The sequence below is a fragment of the Salinimicrobium catena genome (assembly GCF_900102915.1).
In the GTDB taxonomy this organism is placed as follows: Bacteria; Bacteroidota; Bacteroidia; order Flavobacteriales; family Flavobacteriaceae; genus Salinimicrobium; species Salinimicrobium catena.
Window position 1 is genome coordinate 84,341 of sequence record NZ_FNGG01000007.1, and the last position, 24,381, is coordinate 108,721.

Genomic DNA, 24,381 nt, shown 5'->3' on the forward strand with positions numbered 1-24,381 from the left:
TTTGATTATAAAGTATTGACGTTATTAAGATCTTCAAAAGCCTTTTTTAGTCTGGCCTTAAAGGTTAATTCCCCTTCTCTTAACCATTTTCTTGGGTCGTAATATTTTTTGTTCGGAACTTCTGGTCCTTCAGGATTTCCTATCTGAGACTTCAGGTATTCCCCTTTTTCTCCCATATAATCCCTGATCCCTTCGGTATAGGCATACTGAAGGTCTGTATCTATATTCATTTTTATCACCCCGTATCCAATGGCTTCCCTGATCTCTTCTACGGTGGAACCGCTTCCGCCGTGGAAAACGAAGTCAATAGTGTTCTCACCAACTCCGAATTTTTCTGAAATATATTCCTGGGAATTTTTGAGGATCACCGGAGTAAGTTTTACGTTTCCGGGTTTGTATACCCCGTGAACGTTTCCGAAGGCAGCAGCAATGGTGAACTGGTCGCTCACTTTGCTTAGTTCTTCGTAAGCGTAAGCCACTTCTTCAGGCTGAGTGTATAATTTTGAAGAATCGATATCGGTGTTATCTACTCCGTCTTCTTCTCCGCCGGTTACCCCTAATTCGATCTCAAGGGTCATTCCCATCTTGCTCATTCTCTCAAGATATTCGCGGCAAACAGTGATGTTCTCTTCAAGTGGCTCTTCAGAAAGGTCTAACATATGAGAGCTGTAAAGCGGTTTTCCAAATTGCTCATAATGCTTTTCACTGGCATCCAGAAGTCCGTCAACCCACCCGGTGAGTTTTTTGGCGCAGTGGTCTGTGTGCAGGATCACGGTAGCACCGTAAAGTTCTGCCAGTTCATGCACATGTTTGGCCCCTGCTACTGCCCCGGCAATAGCCGCTTTTTCACCATCGTTAGAAAGGCCTTTTCCGGCATTGAACTGCGCACCACCGTTAGAGAACTGGATGATCACGGGAGCGTTAAGTTCTGCTGCTGTTTCAAGCACGGCGTTGATACTGCTGCTTCCTATCACATTCACCGCAGGCAAGGCGAAATTCTTGCTTTTTGCGTATTTAAAGATTTCCTGGACTTCTTTTCCGGTGGCTACTCCGGGTTTAATATTATGACTCATAGGTTTTTAATTTTAGGATAACAAAAATAAGAAAATTTACCGGCTTAAAAAGGATAATTGATCCCCACGTTATAGACGGCATTAGGAAGGTTGTAGTCTCTGAACCACCTGCTGCCTTCGGGCCTGGCCGGATCATAGGTTTTGAAACCAACATCAAAACGCAATACAAAGAAATCAAAATCATAGCGCAGCCCAACGCCCGTGCCTATTGCCAGTTCTTCCAGATCTTGTAAAGAGGTGAAGGTGGAAGCCTCTTCTTCTACCACATCTAGCGCGTTCCAGATGTTGCCGGCGTCCACAAAAACAGCGCTGTTGAGATCGCCAAAAAGATTGAAACGGTATTCTGCACTTAAGGCTATTTTCATGTTAGCTTCATTGAACTCGTTCCTGCCGCCGCTGCTTCCGGGTCCTAGTGAGTATGGCTGCCATGCACGGTTGTCGTTGGGCCCGCCGGCAAAGAAGCTGCGGATAAAAGGAATGCTGTTGGAGTTCCCATAAGGAATAGCGATCCCGCCAAAGGTGCGGATGGCAAAAATATTTTTCCTGCCAAGATCCCAATGCTTTATGTAATCTATTTCGGTTTTGGCGTATTGGGAGAAATTGACCCCAAAAAGATTGTATTTGCCATCTTCATTTTGATCAAGGTTAGCAACCTTAGAGACCATCGAAAGGAAGTTACCGGCAGTTTCCACTTTTACACGCAGGCGGGAAAAATCCTCGTCATAGATGTTCTCCTTTTTATTAAGGATGTAGGAGAAATTTGAAGCGAAAATTAAGTTATCCTCGGTCAGTCTGTTCTTTCTTTCCCTGATGTCGTTCAAGTTCTGCACTTGAGAATTTGTGAGATTTTCCACCTCCCCAATTCGGGCATCCCTTAAAAAAGCGTTGGCGCCCTCGGGAATAATAAGGTTCCTGCCTCCGTCTTCATTGATCACGAAGTAGCCTTCGTTGGTAACCACGTTCTCGGCAGTGGCAATGTCATTCAGTTCTTGATAGGAGTTTCGGTACACATTGAAATAGTTGGGAATATTAAGATTCCTTACATATTGAATATTGACCAGGTCAAGAAGGTGGGTAAGGGTTTCTGAAGGCAGCCAGCGGTAATTCATTACTGCTGTTAAGCTTTGTTTATCCAGACCAATGTTTGTCTGGGTGCTCGCTCCCAGGCTGAAGGTGGTGAAGGGGTACATGTACTTTGGAATGAAACTTTCCGTAGAAACCGGAAAGAATATTCGGGGCAGGGTAAGATCCATGTCGACTCCTACTTCAGTAATGTCAAAGAACCTGTCGGTATCATTGGCCGCATCTTTAGAGGAGCCAATGCTTCCGCGGGCCGAAATTTCCAGGATCTCTGCACCTCTAAAGACATTTCTTATAAGAAGCGAACCTCCAAATCCAATTCCGAACTTTTGAATGTTGCTTTGTGAAATGTCGAATTCAAAGCCTAAAGAATAGCGTTGCCTTGCTGTAAGGAACACATTGGCGATAAGATCGGTGCCGGTGCTGTCGGCAGGATCTTCCATATACTGTATATTCGGATATTTAAAGATCCTTAGCTGGTTAAGCCGGTTATAGGTGAGGCTGCGCTGCTCATCTGAATAGATGTTGTTGGGGGTGATGAAGATGGCATCTGTAAGAGCTCTGGGCCTGTACTTTAATTTACCAAAACTGTAAATGTGGTAACCTTCCCTGGAAGCGGTGTCGGTAACTGGATCGTTTCGGTTCTCAAAGGTATAATCGGGAAAAATGTTTACCCGGCTTATCTTGTGCACCTTGTAAGGGATCCTGGTAGCTGTTCCATTTACCGTGGCCTGCCGGTTCTGAATGATGACCGCGGTATTTACCTTGTGATCGGTGTTGATGGTATCGGCTTCAAAACTCAGGTTTTCCTGCTCAAAATAATAAAGTCCGTTATTCCTGAAAAGGCTGGTGAGGCGTTCCCTTTCTGTCCCGTAATCTTCGGTGCGGTATTGTTGCCCGGGTACAATTAAGGAATTCGCTTTATGTGCTTCATAAATGGAGTCGGCCACAATAGAGGCGATACGGGTGGTAATGGAGTCAACTATATAGGGTTCTTTAGGAGTGACAAAATAATTCACTTTTGCCCTTTTCTTTTTGGTAGGGATGATCTCGTAGCCGGTCTCGGTGTTGAACCAGCCGTTGTTCCAGTACCAGGCCTTCAGTCGGTCGGCCGAACGCTGAGCCAGGCTGCTGTCGATGACGGCAGGCGGTTCTCCTGTTTCCTTTATCCACTCGTTGATGTTCACGTAAATATTCCCCAGGCGCACTACCTGTTTTTCAGAAAGAAGATCTGCCAATCGTTCTTTTCTTTGCGGCTCTTTGGTCAGCCAGTGTTGAAAAAGGGAATCGGGACTGGGTTTAGCCAGATTGTAAAAATATAACTGTAAAGGGAGACCCAGAAAAGTAGTATTTGGCTCCTGGTACAGCTGATTGTAGATGCGTTTTTCCTTTATTTTCTCACCGTTAACCAGAATGGTGTTATCGGTGAGCAGGCGCTCATCATCCTCAACTCTTTTAACTGCATTACAGGAGGAAAGTAAAATGAAGGTTAAAAGAATTAATGATATTTTTGCCCCAAAGTGTTTCAAGTAGTGATTTTAAAGTGTTCAAAAATACAACTTTGGTATGTTTAGCAAAAGCCAAATTAAACTTATAAACAGTCTGGCCCAAAAAAAGTACAGGCGCAAGCACGGGCTGTTCACAGTAGAGGGTAAAAAAGGCATTTTTGAACTGCTCGACTCCTCGTTACAGTTGCATTCCCTGTTCACTACGGAAGATATTTTTGATGCCGAAAGGGCCAAAACGCATTTTATAGAGGAGGCCGAGCTTAAAAAGATCAGCAATCTCAGCACTCCGCAAACCGCGCTGGCGGTTTTCCATATTCCGCAGCCAACAGCGCCTGAAGCGGAAGGGCTGATCGTCGCGCTTGATAATGTGCAGGACCCGGGAAACCTGGGAACCATCATAAGGATGTGTGACTGGTTTGGGGTAAATGAGCTGGTTTGTTCTGAGGGAACGGTGGATTGTTATAACCCAAAAGTGGTCCAGGCAACCATGGGATCTATTGCAAGGGTAAACGTGAATTACCTGTCTCTGCCTGATTTCTTAAAAAAAATTCAGGGAAAAATGCCGGTCTACGGGGCATTTTTGGAAGGTGAAAATCTTTATTCTCGTGAGCTGGATGCAAGGGGAATCATTGTGATGGGTAATGAAGCGAACGGGATCTCTTCGGACGTTGAATCCTATGTGACTCAAAAACTGCTCATTCCGCAGCTGGGAGCCCTGCAAAAGACAGAAAGCCTTAACGTGGCCACAGCCACGGCTATTTTCTTAAGCGAATTCAGAAGAAGGGATCTTACTGGAAAGTAAAGTTGATAAAAATGGCTCTGGTGGACATTTTATCAATATTACTGGTATAATGACTGTTTGGAGTGTCGTCGCGAACTATTTCATCACTCAGCCCAAATACTCCTCTAATTGAAGGGGTGAATTTGAAATAATACATATAGAGATCTATCCCGAAGCCTATTTCATAATAGTAGGCGTTGGTTTTCATTCTGAACTGCCCGTTGTAGTTGTCATCGGGATTATTCTCGTTGCTGGAGAGGTTGATTGAGGTAGAAAGTCCGCCAACTACAAAAGGTTTAAAGTTGTTGATCCTGGTGGTGGAAAACTTTAGAAGCAGCGGAATGTGAACGTAGGTGTTATTGATCTCCCTGAAAGAATCAGGCTCTGCTTTGTAGAACTGGAAATTGATCCGGCTAAAAGCCACACCCGGCTCCAGGCGCAGGTCAAGATGTTCATTGATCCTCATGTTCCCGATCAAACCAACGTTGAACCCAATGGTCCTGTCCACTTCAAAATCCTTACCCGTAGCCTCACTCGGCACATACTTTATATAATCGAAATTGAGATCGTAGTTGTTGAAACCAAGAAAATAACCCCACGACCAGCGTTGTTTGTCAAAAGTGGGGTTGTTATCCACTTTATCATTAGGGGTAAATATCTGGGCATGCGCAGTGATTACGCCAAAAAGCACGAATGCAAATGTCAGATATAACCTCATAGATTTATTTTGACGCGGTATATATAGTTGCTACTCCCATGGTTTGGGGTTTGTCTTCTACATTAATAAACCCTGTTTTGCGCAAAATATTGTTGAAGTTCTCACCATAAGGAAAAGCTGCCGCGCTTTCACTAAGATAGGAATAGGCAACTTTATCTTTTGAGAACAGCTTGCCAATTACCGGCAAAAGGTTCTTTGTGTAGAAATGGTAACCTTGCTTGAATGGAAATTTAGTGGGTACAGAGGTTTCCAAAACAACGAAAATGCCACCCGGCTTCAGGATTCGGTGAATTTCAGATAAACCTTTCTCAAGATCTTCAAAATTCCTTACCCCAAAGGCCACGGTGATGGCATCAAAGCTGTTGTCTTCAAAAGGAAGCGCTTCAGAATCTCCCTGGACCATTTCTATTCTTTCAGAAAGGCCTTTTTCGGCGATCTTTTTTCGGCCTACCGCCAGCATGCCTTCAGAAAGATCAAGTCCTATCACCTGTGAAGCCCCCGTGCCTGCAAGACTTATCGCCAGGTCGCCCGTTCCGGTAGCGATGTCCAGTACAGAATTAGGATTTGTGCTGCCCACCAGTTTGACCACTTTTTTTCGCCATTTCACATCAATGCCAAAAGAAATTACACGGTTAAGACCGTCGTAATTCGTGGAAATAGTGTCGAACATTTGTTCTACCTGCTTTTTCTTGTTCAGGTCAGAATCTTTATAAGGAGTGATCTTTTTAGACATTTCGAGATTTTTGCCAAAGATACGAGATTATAGGGCATTTTCTCTACGGAAGCTAAATACTTGAGCCATACTTTCTTTTGGTTTAAGTAAATACCTTAACTTTGTATCTCTTTGAAAAATTCATCCCCCTTATGAAGATAATTATTGCCGGTGCCGGTGAAGTAGGATTCCATTTAGCGAAACTATTGTCTTACGAATCACAGGACATTACTTTAATTGATATCGACAGGGATAATCTTCTATACGCCGATACACACCTCGATATACGTACCATGCGTGGAGATGCGACCTCTATCGCTGTTCTTAAGGATGCGCAGGTTAAAAATGTAGATCTGGTGATAGGGGTGACCAGCAGCGAGACCACCAATATTACTGTCTGTGTGCTGGCAAAACAGTTGGGGGCTAAACGTACCATCGCGCGGATCGCCAATACCGAATTTTTAGAAAATAAGGATGAGATAGGCTTTGTGCAGTTTGGGATCGATGAACTTATTTCTCCTGAAGCCCTGGCGGCGCGGGAGATCGAATTGCTGCTAAACCAGTCTGCTTTTAATGACAGTTACGAATTCGAGAACGGAGCACTTACTATGGTTGGTCTTGGACTATCAGATTCGGCTGCATTCGTTGGAAAAACGGTTAAAGAAACGGCAAAGATATTCCCGGGCATACATTTTATGCCTATAGCCATGCAGCGCAAGGCGAGTCAGGATACTATCATTCCCCGAGGAAATACCTATTTTAGAGAAGGCGATCAGGTGTATTTTATCACCACCAAAGGTGGGGTGAACGACCTTTATAAACTTACCGGAAAGAAGAGGCACGACATTAAAAATGTCATGATACTGGGAGGAAGTAAAATTGGTCGTAAGACCAGCTATGACCTCTGCAAGAAAAAATTGAACATCAAGCTTATTGAAAGCGATAAAAAGACCGCTTTTGACCTGGCAGATGAACTGCCAAAGGCACTCATCATTCACGGTGACGGAAGGAATGTGGAACTGCTGGAGGAGGAAAGCATTCAGGATATGGATGCCTTTATCGCGGTTACGGGAAATTCTGAAACCAACATCATGACCTGTCTTGTGGCCAAGTCCAAGAACGTAAAACGTACCATTGCCCTGGTGGAGAACATGGATTACTTCCAGTTGAGCCATTCTATTGGTATTGATACGCTCATCAATAAAAAGCTTTTGGCAGCGAACAATATCTTCAGGTATATCAGAAAAGGGGAAGTTGTGGCCATGACCAGGCTCAACAATATGGATGCCGAGCTGCTGGAGTTCATTGTTAAGCCTTCTTCAAGGGTTGCCAATAAAAGGATCGTGGACCTGGATTTTCCACGATCGGCCATTATTGGCGGGATCATCAGGGAAGGAGTGGGGCAGATCGCCCTTGGGGACTTCAAGATAAGACCCGGAGACAGGGCCGTGATTTGCTGCCTGCCGCACTCGATTAGTAAGGTTGAAAAAATGTTCCTGTAATGCCACGACTCAATAAGCCCATCATAAGTCATATCATGGGGCTGCTGTTGGTGTGCAATGGCGGTTTTATGTTTACAGCTTCAGTAGTTAGCATGTATTACGAGGATGGGGTGGCTCTGGAGATCTTTACCGCTGCGTTAATAACGGTCATTACCGGGGTTTTACTGATGTTCTTTACCAAAGGACACAGACGGGAGATCAAGAAACGCGACGGATACCTGATCGTTACCTTTGGCTGGGTGCTTATGGCCCTTAGCGGGACACTACCCTACGTGCTGAGCGAAAGCATTCCTTTATTTACCAATGCTTTTTTTGAGACCATGTCTGGTTACACAACCACTGGTGCCACCATTCTCAATGATATAGAATCCATTCCAAAAGGTATCCTTTTTTGGCGAAGTCTTACCCACTGGATAGGCGGGATGGGGATCATCGTATTGGCAATTGCCATTCTGCCATTACTGGGAATTGGAGGAATGCAGTTATTTGCTGCGGAAGCTCCCGGCCCCAGCGCAGATAAATTAAAACCCCGAATTACAGATACTGCTAAACGACTTTGGTTCATTTATGTAGGACTTACTTTTGCTGAAACAGTACTTTTAAAACTGGCCGGAATGGGGCTCTTTGATGCTGCCAACCATGCGCTGAGCACTATGTCTACCGGAGGTTTTTCAACTAAAAATGCCAGCCTTGCCTATTGGAATGATAATCCGCTGATACAGTATATAGTCATACTTTTCATGTTCCTGGCAGGAACCAACTTCGTGATCAGTTATTTTGGTTTTAAAGGTAAATTTAGAAAGGTGATAGGGGATGAAGAGTTCAAGTGGTACAGCTATTTTATCATCGGGTTTACCATAGTGGCCACGTTGATCATCATCTTTAGGGCCGACCCTGGAGTGTCTTCAATTGACCATCCAATGGTTTACGGAGAATCTGAAAGTGCCTTGCGGCACGCTCTTTTCCAGGTGCTGGCGGTGGTGACCACAACCGGATTCGTTTCGGCTGATTATACCATGTGGACACCGTTTTTAACGGTCTTCTTTTTCGGGATGTTCTTCCTGGGAGGTTCTGCCGGGTCAACGGCAGGAGGTGTGAAAGTGATGCGTCACGTGATCATGATCAGGAACGGACTTATCGAGTTCAAGAGAACTCTGCACCCAAACGCGGTGCTGCCGGTGCATTACAATGGAAAAAGCATCAGCAAAAAGATCGTTTTCAACATCCTGGGATTCTTTATACTTTATATGCTCTCTTTTATCATTGGCGCCGTGGTGCTGGCCTCAATGGGGCTGGATTTTGAAACGGCCATTGGGGGAGCGGCTTCCTCCCTTGGGAATATTGGTCCTGCCTTTGGATTTTTAGGGCCGGTAAACAACTATGATGCCCTGCCTTTTGCCGGGAAGTGGTGGTGCGCTTTCCTAATGCTGATAGGAAGGCTTGAACTGTTCACCGTATTGATCCTACTAACGCCTTTCTTCTGGAGAAGAAGGTAGGTTTTTAGTAGATAGAGGACAGAGGGCAGAGAAAATGGAATTAATATCTAATCTTTTGAAAGAGGAGGTTCTAAAAGGCCTTTTTTTGATGTAATACTGAAAATTTATTAAAAAAAAATCCCCATTCGCGAGAATGGGGATTTCAGTTTTTATTCAAAAAAATTAGGCTTCAGAAACTGCATTTTTGATGCGCTTCATGGCTTCTTCAATTTCAGCTTCACTTGCTGCGTATGAGAGCCTGATGCAGTTAGGGCTTCCAAAAGCGTCACCGGTTACAGTAGCCACCAGGGCTTCTTCCAGCAGGAACATTGAAAAATCTGTAGCGTCATTTATTTTGTGACCTTTGATGGTCCTTCCGAAAAATTCAGATACATCTGGGAATACATAAAAGGCACCTTCCGGCTCGGTGATCACAAATCCGGGGATTTCACTAAGCAGGTCAATGATCAGTTTTCTTCGGCTTTTGAAACGATCTATCATATACTGAATCTCACTCACAGGAGCTTCCAGAGCAGTGATCACCGCTCTTTGTGCGATACAGTTTGCGCCACTGGTGATTTGCCCCTGCATTTTGTTGCAGGCACGGGCAATTTCCGCAGGCGCGCCAATATAACCAATCCTCCAACCGGTCATGGCAAAGGCCTTGCTCACCCCGTTCACGGTCACCACGCGATCATACATGTCTTCAAACTGGGCCATAGAGGCGTGCTCTCCCACAAAATTAATGTGCTCGTAGATCTCGTCGCTCACCACAACGATATCGGGATATTTTACCAGAACATCGGCCAAAGCACGTAGTTCTTCTTTGCTGTACACCATCCCGCTGGGGTTGCAGGGAGAACTGTACCAAAGCATTTTCGTTTTTGGAGTGATGGCTTTTTCAAGCTGCTCAGGAGTCATTTTGAAGTTGGTCTCTACGGTGGTAGGCACTTCAACAGGAACACCTTCTGCGAGTTTTACGATCTCTGCATAACTCACCCAGTATGGACATGGCAAAATGACCTCGTCACCCGGGTTGAGCATCACCATGGCTACATTGGCCAAAGATTGCTTGGCTCCCGTGGAAACCACTATTTGTGAGCGATCATAGGTTAGGCCATTATCTCTTTTGAACTTGGTGATGATGGCATCCTTTAGCTCCACATAACCGTCTACCGGCGTGTACGAATTATAATTCTCATTAATGGCTCTAATGGCGGCCTCCTTAATGAAATCCGGAGTATTGAAATCGGGTTCGCCCAGGCTCAGGCCGATAATATCTTTTCCTTCTGCCTTTAATTCCCTTGACTTTGCGGCCATGGCCAAAGTTTGGGAGGTAGACATGCTCTTGATGCGGTTGGATAGATTATACATGCAAGTGAATTTTTGATTTAGGTTAGGCTGAAACTGCCGGTTTTGCACCCATTTCCTTTAGGTGCCTGAAGTGTGCAGCAATAGCAGCCCTGGTAGTTTTATATTCGTTGTAAGGCAACTGGCATTCCTTTGCCGTTTCCTTCACTATTTTGGAGATATTACTATAATGTATGTGGCTAATATTCGGAAAAATATGGTGTTCCACCTGGTGATTCAGTCCTCCGGTGAACCAGTTAACGATCTTGTTCTTTGTAGAAAAATTGACCGTGGTAAATAGCTGATGGATAGCCCAGGTATTCTTCATGGAGCCGGTATCATCGGGTAAGGGCATTTCGGTCTTTTCCACTACATGGGCCAGCTGAAACACAATACTTAGGATCAATCCGGCAGTGTAGTGCATCACAAAAAATCCGATAAGGATCTTCCACCAGGCTACAGGCACGAAGAAAATTGGGATCACGATCCAAATAGAAACATAGATAAGTTTTGTGATGGCCAACAGGCTCCATTGTTTTACCGGACTTGGCATTTTTCCGTAGGAAAGCTGCCTGGCCAGGTAACGTTTGGTCTGGGTAAAATCTGTGGTCAGCGCCCAGTTAAAGGTGAGCAGTCCGTAAAGAAAAACCGAATAATACTGCTGAAAACGATGAAAACGGTACCACTTAGAATGTTCTGAAAATCGAATGATCCGTCCGGCTTCCAAATCTTCGTCATGCCCGTGAATGTTGGTATATGTGTGGTGCAGCACGTTATGCTGTACCTGCCAGTTGTAAACATTTCCCGCCAGGATGTAGATAGTGCCGCCCATGAATTTATTCACCCATTTGACAGAGGAGTAGGAGCCGTGGTTCCCGTCGTGCATGATGTTCATTCCAACACCGGCCATTCCCACGCCCATAACTACAGTTAATAATAACATCCACCACTGTGAAATGTCAAGACTAAGAATGAGGAAGTAAGGAGAAAGAAAAAGAGAGAACATGACCACGGCTTTTACATGAAGTCTCCAGTTGCCGGTTTTGGATAGATTATTCTCCTTAAAATATGAATTGACCCTTTTATTCAACGTTCTGAAAAATTTTGCTGAATCTGTTCGGGAAAAACGTACGCTGTTATTGTTCATTAAATTGTCTAAAAATTGAATACAAAGGTAAAGTATAAAAATCCTTTCCGCATATATAAGGTCATAATTAACTGCCTCAAATTAATTACTTTTGCTAAAAATTGTAAAAATTGGAATTAATTCAAAAGTATTTCCCCGAAATTACTCCAGATCAAAAGGAGAAATTCGCTGCGCTCCAGGATCTTTACAAGGACTGGAACAGCAAGATCAATGTGGTTTCTCGAAAGGATGTTGACGAATTGTACCTGCGGCATGTACTGCATTCTTTAGGGATCGCAAAGGTGCAGACTTTTAAAAAAGGAGCTTCTATTCTTGATGTGGGTACCGGCGGCGGTTTTCCGGGTATTCCCCTGGCGATACTTTTTCCTGAAGTAAATTTCAGGCTGGTAGACAGTATCGGGAAAAAGATCAAGGTAGTAAATGAGGTTTCTGAAGGTCTTGGCCTCCAAAATGTGGTTACGACAAATGCGAGAGTAGAGGAGATCGACGGAAAATTTGACTTCATAGTGAGTCGGGCAGTGGCTGCGATGCCAACCTTTGTTCACTGGGTACAGGGGAAGATAGCCAAGGAAAGCAAACATGAACTAAAGAATGGAATACTTTACCTTAAGGGTGGAGACCTTTCTGAAGAACTGCAGGACTACCCCAAAGCTACTATCTATGAGCTTCAGGATTATTTTGAAGAGGATTTTTTCGAAACCAAAAAAGTGGTGCATTTGCCCATGAAATACAAAAAATAAAGCCTGAGAAATCAGGCTTTATTTTTTTTAGAACTTATTAAAATGCACTAACTAACAATCACTCCACAATAAACTTTATAGACTTACTTTCGTTCTCCATTTGAAGTTTTAAGATGTAAACACCAGAGGCTCTTCTTTCCACTGGGAGTTCGATCAACTTTTCCAGAGGAATGTCATTGTATTCCTCAAGTTTTTGGCCGTTGATGTTATACATGGTCGCTCCCAGAATTGGGATGAGATACGGGTTTTCGATAGACACTTTACTTTCCTTGCTTGAGTAGTAAGAAGTAAGAGAGGTTTTCTCTAAGGAAGGAGTTTCTTCCGGATCTACAACGTTCGGGAAAACTAGTCTGAATCTTCCTTCTATTGACCCGGCCACTTCAGTCATCTTAAATGCAGATTTTCTCAGATCGTGTGTGGTCTTTGTGAGGGTATCCTTCAGATGGATCTGGAAGTCAGCAGGAATGTTCTCCAGCTTATCTATGGCAATAGTGAACTCTCCTTCTTTATGAAGTTTTACAGTAAGAGGCAGTTCCCTTTCATTTCCAAAATCGGGCACTCCCTGAATGACGAAACCTACATCATGTATTAACCAGTACATATCCTCATCGATATTTTCAATCAAAGGAGCATCATATCCCAGGTCAAAGCCCGAGGTGGTATTCTCATCCTGAGTGACCAGGATCTGCCTGTGGAAACCTTCAGGAGAGCTGTATCTCAAATAGATCTTTGATCTCTGGTCTGACTGTTGTTTTTGAGCCTGCTTTTCTTCTTTTGATTTGAAGATAGATTCGTCATCTACCTGATGCTCGGTCTCAAAAGCTCGCTGACTGTTTTTGAACATGATCTCTCCACCCGACACTTCGGCTATACCTGACAATGCCTGATCTACCTGAGTGCTTACATAAAATGCCTGCCCTACGGGAATATAACGTCTTGGATTCAGGGCCTTATCGGCATGTTCTCCGGTTGCATTTATTCGCTCATCGGTTGCAATAGCTTCGATGCCACCTGCTAGGTTCAGGGTGGCATAACCTCCAATGTATCGTTTTAAATAATGCGTTCTTCCGGAGAAATGATCCCAAAAATAAAGCGTTCCGTTGAACACATTCTCTGTTCGGTTACCACCGTCTTTGATATTATCCCGGATAAACTCCCAGCTGTCAATGGCTGAAGGGTATGGATTTCCAACCAGGTAATCATTGCCCGGTGAAACAACATGTGTAATGGTTCCGTTATTGGGTTTACCGGTAAAGGTATAATTCTGGCGATCCTTTATGGCAGCCGAACCTGAAGTGCCCTTCATGGTATACCCTTCTCCGGCCTTGATTTCACCATCCTTTCCAACATAATGCCATTCAGAGTAGGTGTTACTGGTAAAGTTAGTATAGGTATAAAGCCAGTAGGTACTTATTCTTTTGGCCCCGGTATAACTACCGTCTGCCCAATGATACTGATAGTTGAAGTTCAAAGCTCCCGGGTTGGCAGGATCTGTTCCATCCCTTAAAACCCCTTCTATGGTATATGGAGAATTATTTGCGCTGCCTCGAGGACTTACCGGCGATGACCAGTAATTGTAGTTAAAACTGCTCGCTGTACCCTGTTGATCGCGCTCCAAAAAACCGGTACTGCTTTCTTCCAGAATACTGCCTTCGTTCTGCAACAACTGTGATTCCCCCACCAGGTTAAGGAAACCGTTTAGTTTCAAATAGTGAGTAACCCTTAGAGCATGCCCCGGATTGTACTCATCCAACGGGTGGTTAGGGTCAAATACAGAAAGGCTGCTGGCTAACGTTCCATCAGTAGCAAGTCTTTCTTCTGAAAGGAGCCCCAGTACCGTAATATTTTTGTTTCCGGAAATGAGATTATGAGAGGTTCTCACAATATTCCAATCGATAGGTTGCTGATTTATCCCTAAACTGTTTGGAGCATCCCATTTTCCGCGGCCGTACAACCAGGGGGTGGTGGAAGCTTCGATATCTCTCCAGTTTCCGTCTCTTTTTGAAACGTATGGAAGTGGGGCTGTATTTTCCTGAAAGGTTGTGATGTTTTTCAGCACACCCGGTACCGGGGTGTCAGAAAGGTCTACAGTAGTACCGTTTCCATCGGCTGCCTCCAGGGCCAGCAACTGGTAATATCCGGCGAGATCGCTCCACTGTAAGGATCCCGGAACATCCATGGGCAGCTCGGTACCTTTGATCATTACCGTACCATCTGCAGCTGTATTCTTTTCCAGCCTTTGGTTCATCATGAACCGGAGCTGTTCAGCTGTGAGCGCTGTATTCCATAAACGAACCTCTTCGATCCAGCCATTAAAATGGGTGGTAGGTTTGGTAAGGCGTAAAGATGCGCTATCATAAGTGGCTCCCACTATGAAAGGAGCAGAAGACGGCGAGGGATTGGAGGTGGTAAGGCTATTCACCTGTATTCCGTCCACGTATAATTTTGCCGTAGTACCGTCATAGCTCACTGCAATATGGTACCAACGCTGAGTATTTAGTGGCACTGATGAATTAGGGAAAATGCTCACAGAGCCGGTCTTGAACGTAGGGACCCCGCCGGAGGTTATAACCAGTTCATAACCTGCCCCGGCAGCTCCTGAAAGGTCTTTTTTTGACAATATTGATCTTGTCCCGGCGGTGGTTTTAAGTTTTACCCAGGCTTCGATAGAAAAGGCTCCAGTGTTGAAATTATAGGATTCGGTTCCCATATCGACGTAATCATCGAGACCGTCAAAATCCAGGAAGTTGCAGTTCTCAATTATGTTGATCGTGACATTGTCTGTCGAGAAACAACTGCCATCAGCGTTAGAGATTGTCCAGGAAAGTTCATATTTTCCTTCGGTAGCCGTGAACTCGGAGTTAGGATCTGTTGGATCAGTGATAACAGGTAAGGTGCCGGTCGGTTGATAGATGATTTCCCATCTTCCGTTTCCTGGGAGCGCAGTGTTTGCTTCCAGGTTGGTAGAAGTGAACCCGCATTTGGTTTGATCTGGCCCGGCATTGGCTTTTGTCAAGGCTGGAGGTTGGGTGATGGTGATGGTTTCCATCGTGGTACAGCCCCAGGTATCGGTGATGGTCACGGTATATGTGCCGGGTCCCAGGTCTTTGGCCCTTGGTGTTTTCTGAAGTCCCGGGTCGTTCCAGAGATAGGTGTAGCCCGGAACGCCGCCGGTAACCGAAGTTACCTCGGCCCAGCCGTCCTGGTTCCCATAACAGGATACGTTGCCGCTATCTACTGTTGCTACAAGAGCTTCTTCCGGTTCTTCAATGATAACATCATAGATTACATAGCTGTTCTTCTCCTGCCCCAGTTCTTCAGCTACGTCCTTTTTATCGGTGACGGTAACAGTGTAATTTCCTGCAGGAAGGTCATTGAAAACATTTATTGTTGAAGTTATGGTGTCATTGGTAACAGTATTCACCGCTTGAAAATCAAATTCTCCGGTTCCTCCAAAGGCATACAGAATAATTGAACCCTCATCTACCCCGTAACAGGTATTGGTGGTTTCGGCGTATGCTCTAATAGGAGTGGCTACCGGGATGGTTTCATTGCTTGATGCACACATATTTCGCTCTGTATCACCACAAGCTTTACTGGTGTTGTTAGTCCATTTATAAGTGATATGGATCAAATTCAGGACCTCGTCACATTTCCAGTTGATCTGGTTTTCGCCGGGGCCAATTTCATTAAGGCGGACTTTATCTTCTGGTTTAAGCTGGATAGGAACACCGTTGCTATCTAAATTTGCAAAACAGTTAGTGGCTTTGTACTGTTTTGTAGAGGAAGCTGTTGAAACAGTATAAATGAATTCCGAATAAAGCCTGTAAACATTGGAACTCTTCTTTACTATGAACCAGATGTACATAGGAGTAGAGTCATCACATTCATCGGCACCCATTTTCACTCCATTAGCATCACCTATATAAAAACTGTCATTATAGGCCTCGAAGTTTTGAGATGAATCACAGGTCTCAAAACACTCTCCTACATAGTGTTGATATGTATGCACACTGGTTACGCCTCCTTCGTCTGTCACCGTAAGGGTGATGGTCTTATCTCCCGGTGAAAGGTAACTCACTTCAAAGGGTCCGATCCCTGTAGTTCCAGATGGCAAAGAAGCTCCCTCGCCAAAATCCCACGAATAGGTGAAGGCATAAGACTCTCCCTCACCTCCCATGGTCTGGTCTACGTCTACCTGAAAAGTTGAGGTGCGAATGGTGTCTTCGGTTTCCATACAAACTGAAATCGCACTGATCTCCGCTTTTACGGCATCAAAGATCTGGAAGGTCCTTACATCCTTACATCCTGCAGAATCACTTACAGTAACCTCATAAGTTCCTGCCTTTAATCCGGTGACGGTTTGGGAAGTCGCTACCAGGACTCCATTCGAATTTTTCCACTGATAGGTGTACAGTCCGTTTCCTCCTGTAGGTGAAGCAGTAGCAGATCCGGTTGCCGAGCCATAGGTTGTGGTCCTTGTGGTGGTAACATTTGCCAGGAGAATATCTGGTTCTGTAATAGTGACTGTTGCCAGGGTTCTGATACAATCACTGGCATCTTTCATATCTACAGTATATATTCCGGCCGTTAGTCCGCTGAAATCATACCCGGTAGGGGTAGAATTAGTTTGCCAGTTACCTCCGTTGATCCTGAAACTGTAAGGAGTACTGTTCCCGCCTGTAGGATTGGAAACTTTGATCCCGCCGGAATCGGCCTGATAACATTTCACGTCAATAACTTCAATATCGGCCTTTAATTCATCAGGGCCTTCTACAACAGCGGGAATCGCCTGTGGCAATCTACAACCATTGGTGTCCTGGACGAAAACCTCATATTCACCAGAATTGAGCCCGGTTATAGGGTTGCTGCTAAAGTTGATATTGTCAACTGAGTACTGATAATTGCCGTTACCCCCAGTAATAGTTCCGTTTAACTGAATTGAACCGTCCTGGGCTCCATAGCAACTTTCGGCGGTGGTTGTCGTGTAAATTCCATCAGCTGGAGGAGTATATGCCAAAGCATCAGGTTCGACGATCTCCACAGATTCCTGCCAGATACACCCCGTCTGGTCTTTGACCTTTACATTGTAAATTCCGGCGGTAAGATTAGTAAAAACAGAAGTATTGCTAAAACTGTCATTATTAAGTGCAAATGTATACGGGGGTTCCCCGCCTACCGCCTCAATTTCTATAGTTCCATCGTTACCCCCGTTACAAGTAACCTCAGAGGTAGTAAGAGTTGTGATAATGGGGTTGATGGTCAATTTTTGGTCTGCATAGGTCACATTACCCTTTTCATCTTCAAATCTCCAGGTGATAGTATGTTCAGTAATGTTGTTCTGCGGTTTATAGGTGAGCGGATCGGAAGTGGTAACCTTGATGTTTTCGCTTACCGTACAGTTATCTGTTCCTTTTGGGGGGGTAAGAGTGATCTCACAACTTGTTTCAATATCGGGAAGAGTAGGTGCGAGGGGTTTTTCGGCATCTACGATTGTGATCACCTGTTTTACAGTTTCTGCAGCAACTCCATGAATATCGGTCACATCCCAGGAGATGACGGTTGTTCCCACCGGATAGGTAGCCGATAGCGGACGACCGTCATTTCTTGTTCCGACAGGCTCACCTACTCCGCAATTGTCGGTTGCCTTGGGAGGATAGATCGCAACGGAGGCATAACACTCTCTGGGAGAATTATCTTTTGTGATAGAAGGTGCAAAATCTATGACCGGTTTTTCAGTATCGGTCACTGTGATGACTTGTTCAACAGAAATTTCATTGTTTGAAGAATCTCTTGCCGTCCAGGTAATGGTAGTGGGGCCAACGGGATATGTATCGGTGAGTGGCAGACCATCGCTGCGCACCCCCTGGAGATCTACACTGCCGCAGGTGTCATTGTCCTCTGCGGAAGCGGTCATGGCTACCGTGGCGTAGCATTGACCGGGATCTGTGGAAACGTTTACAGGTTCAGCGGTGATGACCGGGGCAAGATCATCGATCACGATCACTTCAACATCCACCTCACTGTCAGGATTAGTGTTGTCTGAAGCGATCAATTGAATAGTATTTGTACCTAAATGAGAACAATCAAAAGTTGACCGGCTAAGAGATAGCTGAAGAGAGGAAGGACAATTGTCCAGAGAACCATCATCAACATCTTCTGGTAGAAGCGTTGCCTGTCCCGAAGCATTCAGCGAAATTGTTATGGTAGTTACGGCAGTTGCAACAGGAGCCTGGTCATCGGTAACAGTTATTGTCTGGTCAACGGGATCGGCTGGATTTCCGTTTGCGTCGGTTACATTCCAGGTGATAATTGTCGTTCCTACCGGGTAGGAATCAGACAAAGCAAGACCATCGCTGCGCGAACCAGTGGGTGCACCAACGCTGCAGTTGTCAGATACAGAAATGGAATCCTGAAGGGTAGTAGATGTTATCGCCGCTGTGCACTCATCAAGATCTGCAGATTGAGTAATGGGTGTTACCGTAATTACGGGAGCCTCAATGTCACTTATTGTAATTTCAATGGGCTCTGAGGTTTCGGTCAAACCGCTTTCATCTGTAACCGTAACTGAATAAGAACCTGCGCCAAGCCCTGTAATATTGGGCTCGTTAACTGCATAGGTAGTGCCGTCATCTGTATGGGTCCAGGAATAGGTATAAATGCCTGTTCCGCCAGAAACGTTTACAGAAATTGCCCCAGTAGTGTCTCCAGGGCAGCTTACATTCTGAACATCATCAACGGTGATCGTCAATTCAGCCAGATCTGAGGTAGAAGCGGTTGAAAAAACGATGGTCGAAAAAATAAAAACCGAAACGAGAGTCCAGATCTTTCCGGGTAAAGTAATTTTTTCCATACGCAGATGCATTTTAACGACAAAAATACGCTTTTTAACGAGATTTTAGGGCTTTTAACGGAAAATTATTAGTCTAAATCTCTATAAAACAGTTATCAAGCAGGTCTAAAGTCAGGCAGAATAAATGATGAGAAGAATGCGAACCAAAAAAGTTTTGTAAGAAAAAACTGTATAAATTGATATTTTTGACAGAGAATTCTTTCAGGATTTTCTACTGCATTAGGGTCGCAAAAAAGGAAATTAAATAAACAAAAAGACCACCTGATCAAATTCCGGTGGTCTTTTAAAGGGATGAGTGTTATATTTTTAGTCTATAAGGAATTTTAAGGTTTTAATTCCCTGAGCTGTTTCAAGTCTTAAAATATACACTCCCAAAGTTTTTTGTGGTATGGCCAGTTGAACTGTTCTTTTCGCAGGTAGGTAGCCATAAGTTCGAAGATGCTGACCGTTCAGGTTGTAGAGAGCTGCCTGCACCAAAGGGATAAGGTCGGGATTGTGAATATTCACAGTTTTATCTTCTCGCGAGTAGAATAGCTCGACGGGAATTGTTTTTTCTTCCTCAAGAATTTCTTCTGGATCCTGCTTTTCATTCAGAAACACAATTGAAAATCTGCCATTAATGGTTCCGGGAGAGGCAGTGAAAGTAAAATTTGATCTTCTTAGATCATGATGCTCATTCCCCAGGGTGTCCTTTAAAAGTATGGCAAAATCATCTGGAATGTTTTCAAGCTTATCTATTCCAATAGTAAAGTCTCCTTCGTGTTTCACTTTAAGTCCCAGTGGGAGTTCTACCTCTTTATGAAAATCTGGCACTCCCTGAATGATAAGCTCCATTTGTTCCATATCCCAGTAAATGTCTTCATCAACTATGTCAAGTACAGGTGCGTCATATCCCGGGTCGAAATGGAGTGTAGCATTAATGTCTGCTCCCACTAACAACTGTCTGTGATAACCCATAGGAGACCGGGATTTTAACCAGATCTTTTTGCGGCTATCCTCCTCAACAGCTTCCACTTCAACATTTTTTGAGTCTGGTGTGTTCGGTTTTTCTTTGCTATGAAAGACGGCTTTTGCCGGATCTTCTTTTTGAAAAACTCTTTGATTATTGTTGAACTGGATTTCGCCTCCTACCATACCTACGGGAAGTGGAAGTTTATTAGACTCATTGGGAACCTGATCATCTTCTGCAGAATTTATAAAAAATGCCTGGCCTGGAGGGATGTATCTGCGTGGCTCCATACCTCCTGTTTCTCCGGTAGCATTAATACGAGCATCATTAGCAACAGCCCGGGCAGCCCCCAGAAGGTTATACATGGCGTATCCTCCTTCATATCGTGTCAAATAGTGGGTCTTTCCTTTAAAATGAGACCAAAAATATAAAGTGCCGTTAAAGACATATTCTTCATTTTTGTTCTTCAGGTTTTGCTGAATAAACATATCGGCATCAATAGCTGAAGGATATGGATTGCCGATCAACCTGTTCTCATTGGTGTCAATTGTAAACGAGATGGGGCCATTGTTTGGCATACCTGTAAAAACATAATTCTGCAGGTCAAGTATACCAAGGTGACCAGAGGAACCTTTCATAGTAAAGCCTTCTCCGGCTTGAAGATGGCCATCAGGTCCTATCCAATGCCACTGATTATATTCCCCTGCTACTCCATGAAATTTATACAGCCAATAGGAGCTTATCTTTAAAGGATCGCTCAAAGGGCCATCTGCATAATGGTACTGGTAATTAAAATTAATGTTGCCGGGATTGGCAGGGTCGCTACCCGATCGAAGAACGCTCCTTATGGTGTAACCCGAATTTGGTTCACCACCCGCAGTGCTTACGGGAGAAGAGAAATAATTATAATTATAACTGCTTCCGGTTCCCTGTTGATCCCTTTCCAAATATCCATTACCATCTAGAATACTGCCTTGCGGCTGTACCAGTTGGGATTCTCCATTGAGGTCAATGAATCCATCCAGATCAAGATATTTAGTAATAGTTAAGCCATTACCTGTTCCTGCCGTGCCCACACTGGATTGATTTACCCCCAACATATCCAGTTTTCCGTTTTTCAGGATAAGTCCCAGGAGTTTAATGTTTTGATTTCCAGAGTTGAGGTCATGTGCGACCCGGGCGATGTTCCAGTCTATTTTTTGGCCATTGATACCGTTGCTGTTAGGCGCATCCCAATAATCGGGATAAAGCCAGGAATTCACTTCCCACCAGTTGCCATCTTGAGCCGAAATATAAGGGAGAGGAGCTGAGTTCTCTTGTTCCTCTTCAATATTCCGAAGGTAACCCGCGGTAGGATTACTGGCAAAATCGGGCGTGGTACCGTTCACTGCATCAATCTCCAATACCTTCAATCTGTAGTACCCCGAAAGATTAGACCAAAGCAGGTCACCCGGAACAGCCATTGGTAGTACCTCTCCTTTTACAACTGTTTCTCCCAATGCATTTGTTGTAGATACCACTCTTTGATTCATCATGAACCGCAACTGTTCCACACTAAGAGCGGTTTTCCAGAGCCGAACTTCTTCAATCCAACCGTGGAATAGATTTTTTGGCCGTTCAGGACTATTCTGATAATAGGCACCTCCTATCATGAACGGATGATTAATAGCCTTTGGGTTTCCGGAAGCCGCTATATCCAATTGTAGAGGGATTGATATTCCATCCACAAAAATTTCGGGTATACCTTCACTAAAGATAACCGCTACATGGTACCAGCGATCAGTCCCTACCTGGGCAGTAGTATAAACCTTATTGTCATTCCATCGAAAGCTTACTGCACCATTAATTATATCCAGGTCATATCCCCCTGAAGCCATGTTGCCAGTATTTCTTTTAGACAGGATGGTCTTGGTTCCATTCACTGATTTCGGTCGCACCCATGCTTCCAGGGTAAAGTCTGTACTGGTAAACCCGTATTGATCTCCCATTACCACGTGATCATCTATGCCATCAAAATTCAGTGTGCTGCATTTTTCAGCAAAAGTAATGGAAACCCTATCGCTGTTCGGGCAGGTGCCGTCAGTTTTGGAAATCGTCCATTGCAACACGTAGGTTTGCCCAGATTCTCCGGTAAAAGGAGCATTCGGGTCATTCAGGTCTGTAGATGATAAGGCTCCTCCTGTTCCCGAGACAAGGGACCAGGTTCCTTTTTCACCTGTAGCTGGAAGATTTCCGGCCAGGGTTGTAGAAGTAATTCCGCAGCCAAAAGACTGATCGATTCCCGCATTCGCACGTGTCAATTGTGCGGGTTGGGTCAAAATTAACTCTTTGGTAATTTTACAGCTATTTGCATCTGTCACAGTAACAGTATAGGTAATGCCGGCCAAAAGGTTGTCTGCAGTAGCGGTGGTATGGCCAGAACTCCAGGAATAAGTATAAGGGCTCACTCCTCCAGAAGGGGTTACCGTAGCCGTTCCTGTGCCTCCATAGCAGGTAATTTCACTGCTAACGGCTAAAGTTGCACTTACTTTGGTTGCTGGCTCAGAAATAACGACTGTTCCGGTAGTTATAATTGTATCTGCATCTTTTGCGCTGAAGGTGTATTCCCCTGCAGGTAAATTGTAAAAATATTCTGAATCCTGGTAGGGGCGTGTCACAGGTCCAGATAAAAGACTATACTGGTAAGGCTTTAACCCACCTGCCGCATGAACCGTGATGCTTCCTGTACTTTCCTCCTTACAAAGAACGTCCTCTGGTGTGGCATCCACTACCAGCGGAGTCTTGACAATGACTTCAGTTTCCGGGCCGTAGCACATTGGTTTCGTTCCTTCATTACAACCCCTGGTGTCCTGATTTGTCCAGCGGATATTAATTCCTTCGACCTTGAAAGTACTACCACACTGCCAGGTGATCATATCTGTAGCTGTTCCGCTTTCCTGTACCTTAAACAAACGAAAAAGACCTGTCGGAATTTCGTTATAAACAGGATCCCCCTGGTTATCATAACCCACAACTTCTGAAAAACAACCTATAGCTTTACCAGTAATAGTTTCAGTTCCATTATTAACAGCATAGTTCATTTCAGCACTTAAGGAGTAACCATTTGCATTATTAATGATATCGATCCACATATATTTGTCGGTAACGGAATCGCAATTATCGCCGGTTAGAGGATTACCAAATTCATCTCCAATGAAAAAATTATTCGTATCCATTACAAAGTTCGACGTAGCCCCGCAGCCTTCAAAACATCCCCCTACATAATGAGGAATAGAAAAAGTCTGCTTATAATCGCTCTCATCTGTAATTGTTAGATAAACGATCTTGTCTCCCTGGGCCTCCCAGGTCACCGTATGCTCCTGTGGGCCTGTGGCAGTATTTGGACTGGCATCTAAACCGAAATTCCATTCATAAGTGAAATTCTGAGGATCTCCCACACCTCCGGCTACATTAGGAAGATCGATCTCAAAAGTAGAGGTACGTATATAATCGTGGACATCATAACAAGCTGAAGAAGCAACGTGTTCGGGTAATACAGCGCTGATAACTTCGACCTGCTCGATGGTCTTACATCCATTTACATCAATTACCGTTACTTCATATATTCCTGCTGCTAAATTGGTTGCCTCTTTTGCGGTTGAAACTATTGTCGGACTTCCTGTGAGTCGCCATTCATAGGTATACGGTGAAATTCCGCCTGAGAGATTAACAGTGGCTGTTCCGTCATTTTTACCATATACGGTGGTGCGTGTAGAGGAAACCGTAGCCGTCATAGGGTTGATATTAATGGTTTGCTCTGCAGTAGAGGAATTTCCTCGATCATCGGTAAATGTCCAAACAATGACTCCTGAAGAATCAAATGTGGTTGAACGATTCGCGGTCACTGTCAAAGTTTCATCGCAATTATCTGTAGCTGTTGGAGTGGGTACGGTGAAAGAGCAACCCCAGTTTATCGTATTAAGGTCATTGGGTATGGGATCTTCATCATCAATAACAGTAACCACCTGGTCTGATCTACTGGTAAGTCCACCGGCATCCCTGGCTATCCAGGTTACCGTGGTGGAGCCGACGGGAAATTCGTAAAGTTCCGGGTTTATCTCAGTACTTCCAATATACGCTTTGGTGCTTACGGTGTTACAGTTGTCTTTAATGGCCGGGAAGCCGATCATTGCAGTAGTTGAACAATTTCCAGTGCCATCCTCACTCGTATAGGCGGTAACCGGAGAAGGAGATTCAATAACGGGATTCTCATCATCTTGCACTGTTACTGTTTGAATCGTCGTAGCTTTATTGTTGCTTCCATCTGTTACTTCCCAGGTAATTGTCGTAGTACCTTTAGGAAAGAGATGGGTGGATGGATTTATGGGGTAGCCATTCACGTAAGCTTTCAACGTAGGGGTAGTACAATTGTCGGAAAAAGTAGGAGAACCCAGACTAACAGCCGTAAAACAATCTCCGGTGCCATCGGCGCTGGTAAAGGCTTCCGTCACGTC

12 protein-coding genes are annotated in these 24,381 nt (G+C 44.5%); 4 read left to right on the forward strand and 8 right to left on the reverse strand.

Annotated elements, in window-relative coordinates; genetic code table 11:
* Positions 1–5: 5 nt before the first annotated feature.
* Positions 6–1,073 carry a class II fructose-bisphosphate aldolase gene (gene fbaA, locus BLS64_RS12435; protein ID WP_093113805.1) on the reverse strand — a complete coding sequence of 356 codons (1,068 nt, stop codon included), beginning with the start codon at positions 1,071–1,073 and terminating at the stop codon, positions 6–8.
* A gap of 44 nt (positions 1,074–1,117) precedes the next feature.
* Positions 1,118–3,682, reverse strand: a complete 2,565-nt coding sequence (gene tamL, locus BLS64_RS12440) for a translocation and assembly module lipoprotein TamL (protein ID WP_093113804.1) — start codon at positions 3,680–3,682, stop codon at positions 1,118–1,120.
* A 37-nt stretch (positions 3,683–3,719) separates the two neighbouring features.
* Here tamL and BLS64_RS12445 point away from each other — a divergent pair, with 37 nt between their 5' ends.
* Entirely contained in the window at positions 3,720–4,463 is a 744-nt protein-coding gene (locus BLS64_RS12445) for a TrmH family RNA methyltransferase (RefSeq protein ID WP_093113803.1), read from the forward strand.
* Here the strand turns inward: BLS64_RS12445 and porT are convergent.
* Together porT and ubiE are read right to left on the reverse strand one after the other, a co-directional pair.
* A complete protein-coding gene (porT, locus tag BLS64_RS12450) occupies positions 4,450–5,160 on the reverse strand; it encodes a type IX secretion/gliding motility protein PorT/SprT (protein WP_093113802.1) in 711 nt (236 codons plus the stop codon). The genes BLS64_RS12445 and porT overlap by 14 nt on opposite strands.
* Before the next feature lie 4 nt (positions 5,161–5,164).
* Positions 5,165–5,893: a bifunctional demethylmenaquinone methyltransferase/2-methoxy-6-polyprenyl-1,4-benzoquinol methylase UbiE gene (ubiE, locus tag BLS64_RS12455; RefSeq protein WP_093113801.1), complete on the reverse strand. Its 729-nt coding sequence runs from the start codon at positions 5,891–5,893 to the stop codon at positions 5,165–5,167.
* 131 nt (positions 5,894–6,024) lie between these two features.
* Here ubiE and trkA point away from each other — a divergent pair, with 131 nt between their 5' ends.
* Together trkA and BLS64_RS12465 are read left to right on the forward strand one after the other, a co-directional pair.
* Complete coding sequence (gene trkA / locus BLS64_RS12460; protein WP_093113897.1) at positions 6,025–7,374, forward strand: Trk system potassium transporter TrkA; 1,350 nt, start codon at positions 6,025–6,027, stop codon at positions 7,372–7,374.
* Positions 7,374–8,870: a TrkH family potassium uptake protein gene (locus BLS64_RS12465; protein ID WP_093113800.1), complete on the forward strand. Its 1,497-nt coding sequence runs from the start codon at positions 7,374–7,376 to the stop codon at positions 8,868–8,870. The genes trkA and BLS64_RS12465 overlap by 1 nt, the downstream gene beginning before the upstream one ends.
* A gap of 162 nt (positions 8,871–9,032) precedes the next feature.
* Here the strand turns inward: BLS64_RS12465 and BLS64_RS12470 are convergent, their stop codons facing one another.
* Complete coding sequence (locus tag BLS64_RS12470; protein ID WP_093113799.1) at positions 9,033–10,223, reverse strand: pyridoxal phosphate-dependent aminotransferase; 1,191 nt, start codon at positions 10,221–10,223, stop codon at positions 9,033–9,035.
* A 22-nt stretch (positions 10,224–10,245) separates the two neighbouring features.
* Positions 10,246–11,346 (reverse strand): fatty acid desaturase family protein, encoded by a 1,101-nt coding sequence (locus BLS64_RS12475; RefSeq protein ID WP_093113798.1) that lies wholly within the window; start codon positions 11,344–11,346, stop codon positions 10,246–10,248.
* 110 nt (positions 11,347–11,456) lie between these two features.
* Here BLS64_RS12475 and rsmG point away from each other — a divergent pair, with 110 nt between their 5' ends.
* Positions 11,457–12,086, forward strand: a complete 630-nt coding sequence (gene rsmG, locus BLS64_RS12480; protein WP_093113797.1) for a 16S rRNA (guanine(527)-N(7))-methyltransferase RsmG — start codon at positions 11,457–11,459, stop codon at positions 12,084–12,086.
* 58 nt (positions 12,087–12,144) lie between these two features.
* Here the strand turns inward: rsmG and BLS64_RS12485 are convergent, their stop codons facing one another.
* Positions 12,145–18,939 (reverse strand): LamG-like jellyroll fold domain-containing protein, encoded by a 6,795-nt coding sequence (locus BLS64_RS12485; protein WP_176763479.1) that lies wholly within the window; start codon positions 18,937–18,939, stop codon positions 12,145–12,147.
* A gap of 306 nt (positions 18,940–19,245) precedes the next feature.
* Positions 19,246–24,381 (reverse strand): LamG-like jellyroll fold domain-containing protein (locus BLS64_RS12490; RefSeq protein ID WP_305367225.1); only part of this gene is annotated, 5,136 nt, incomplete at its 5' end.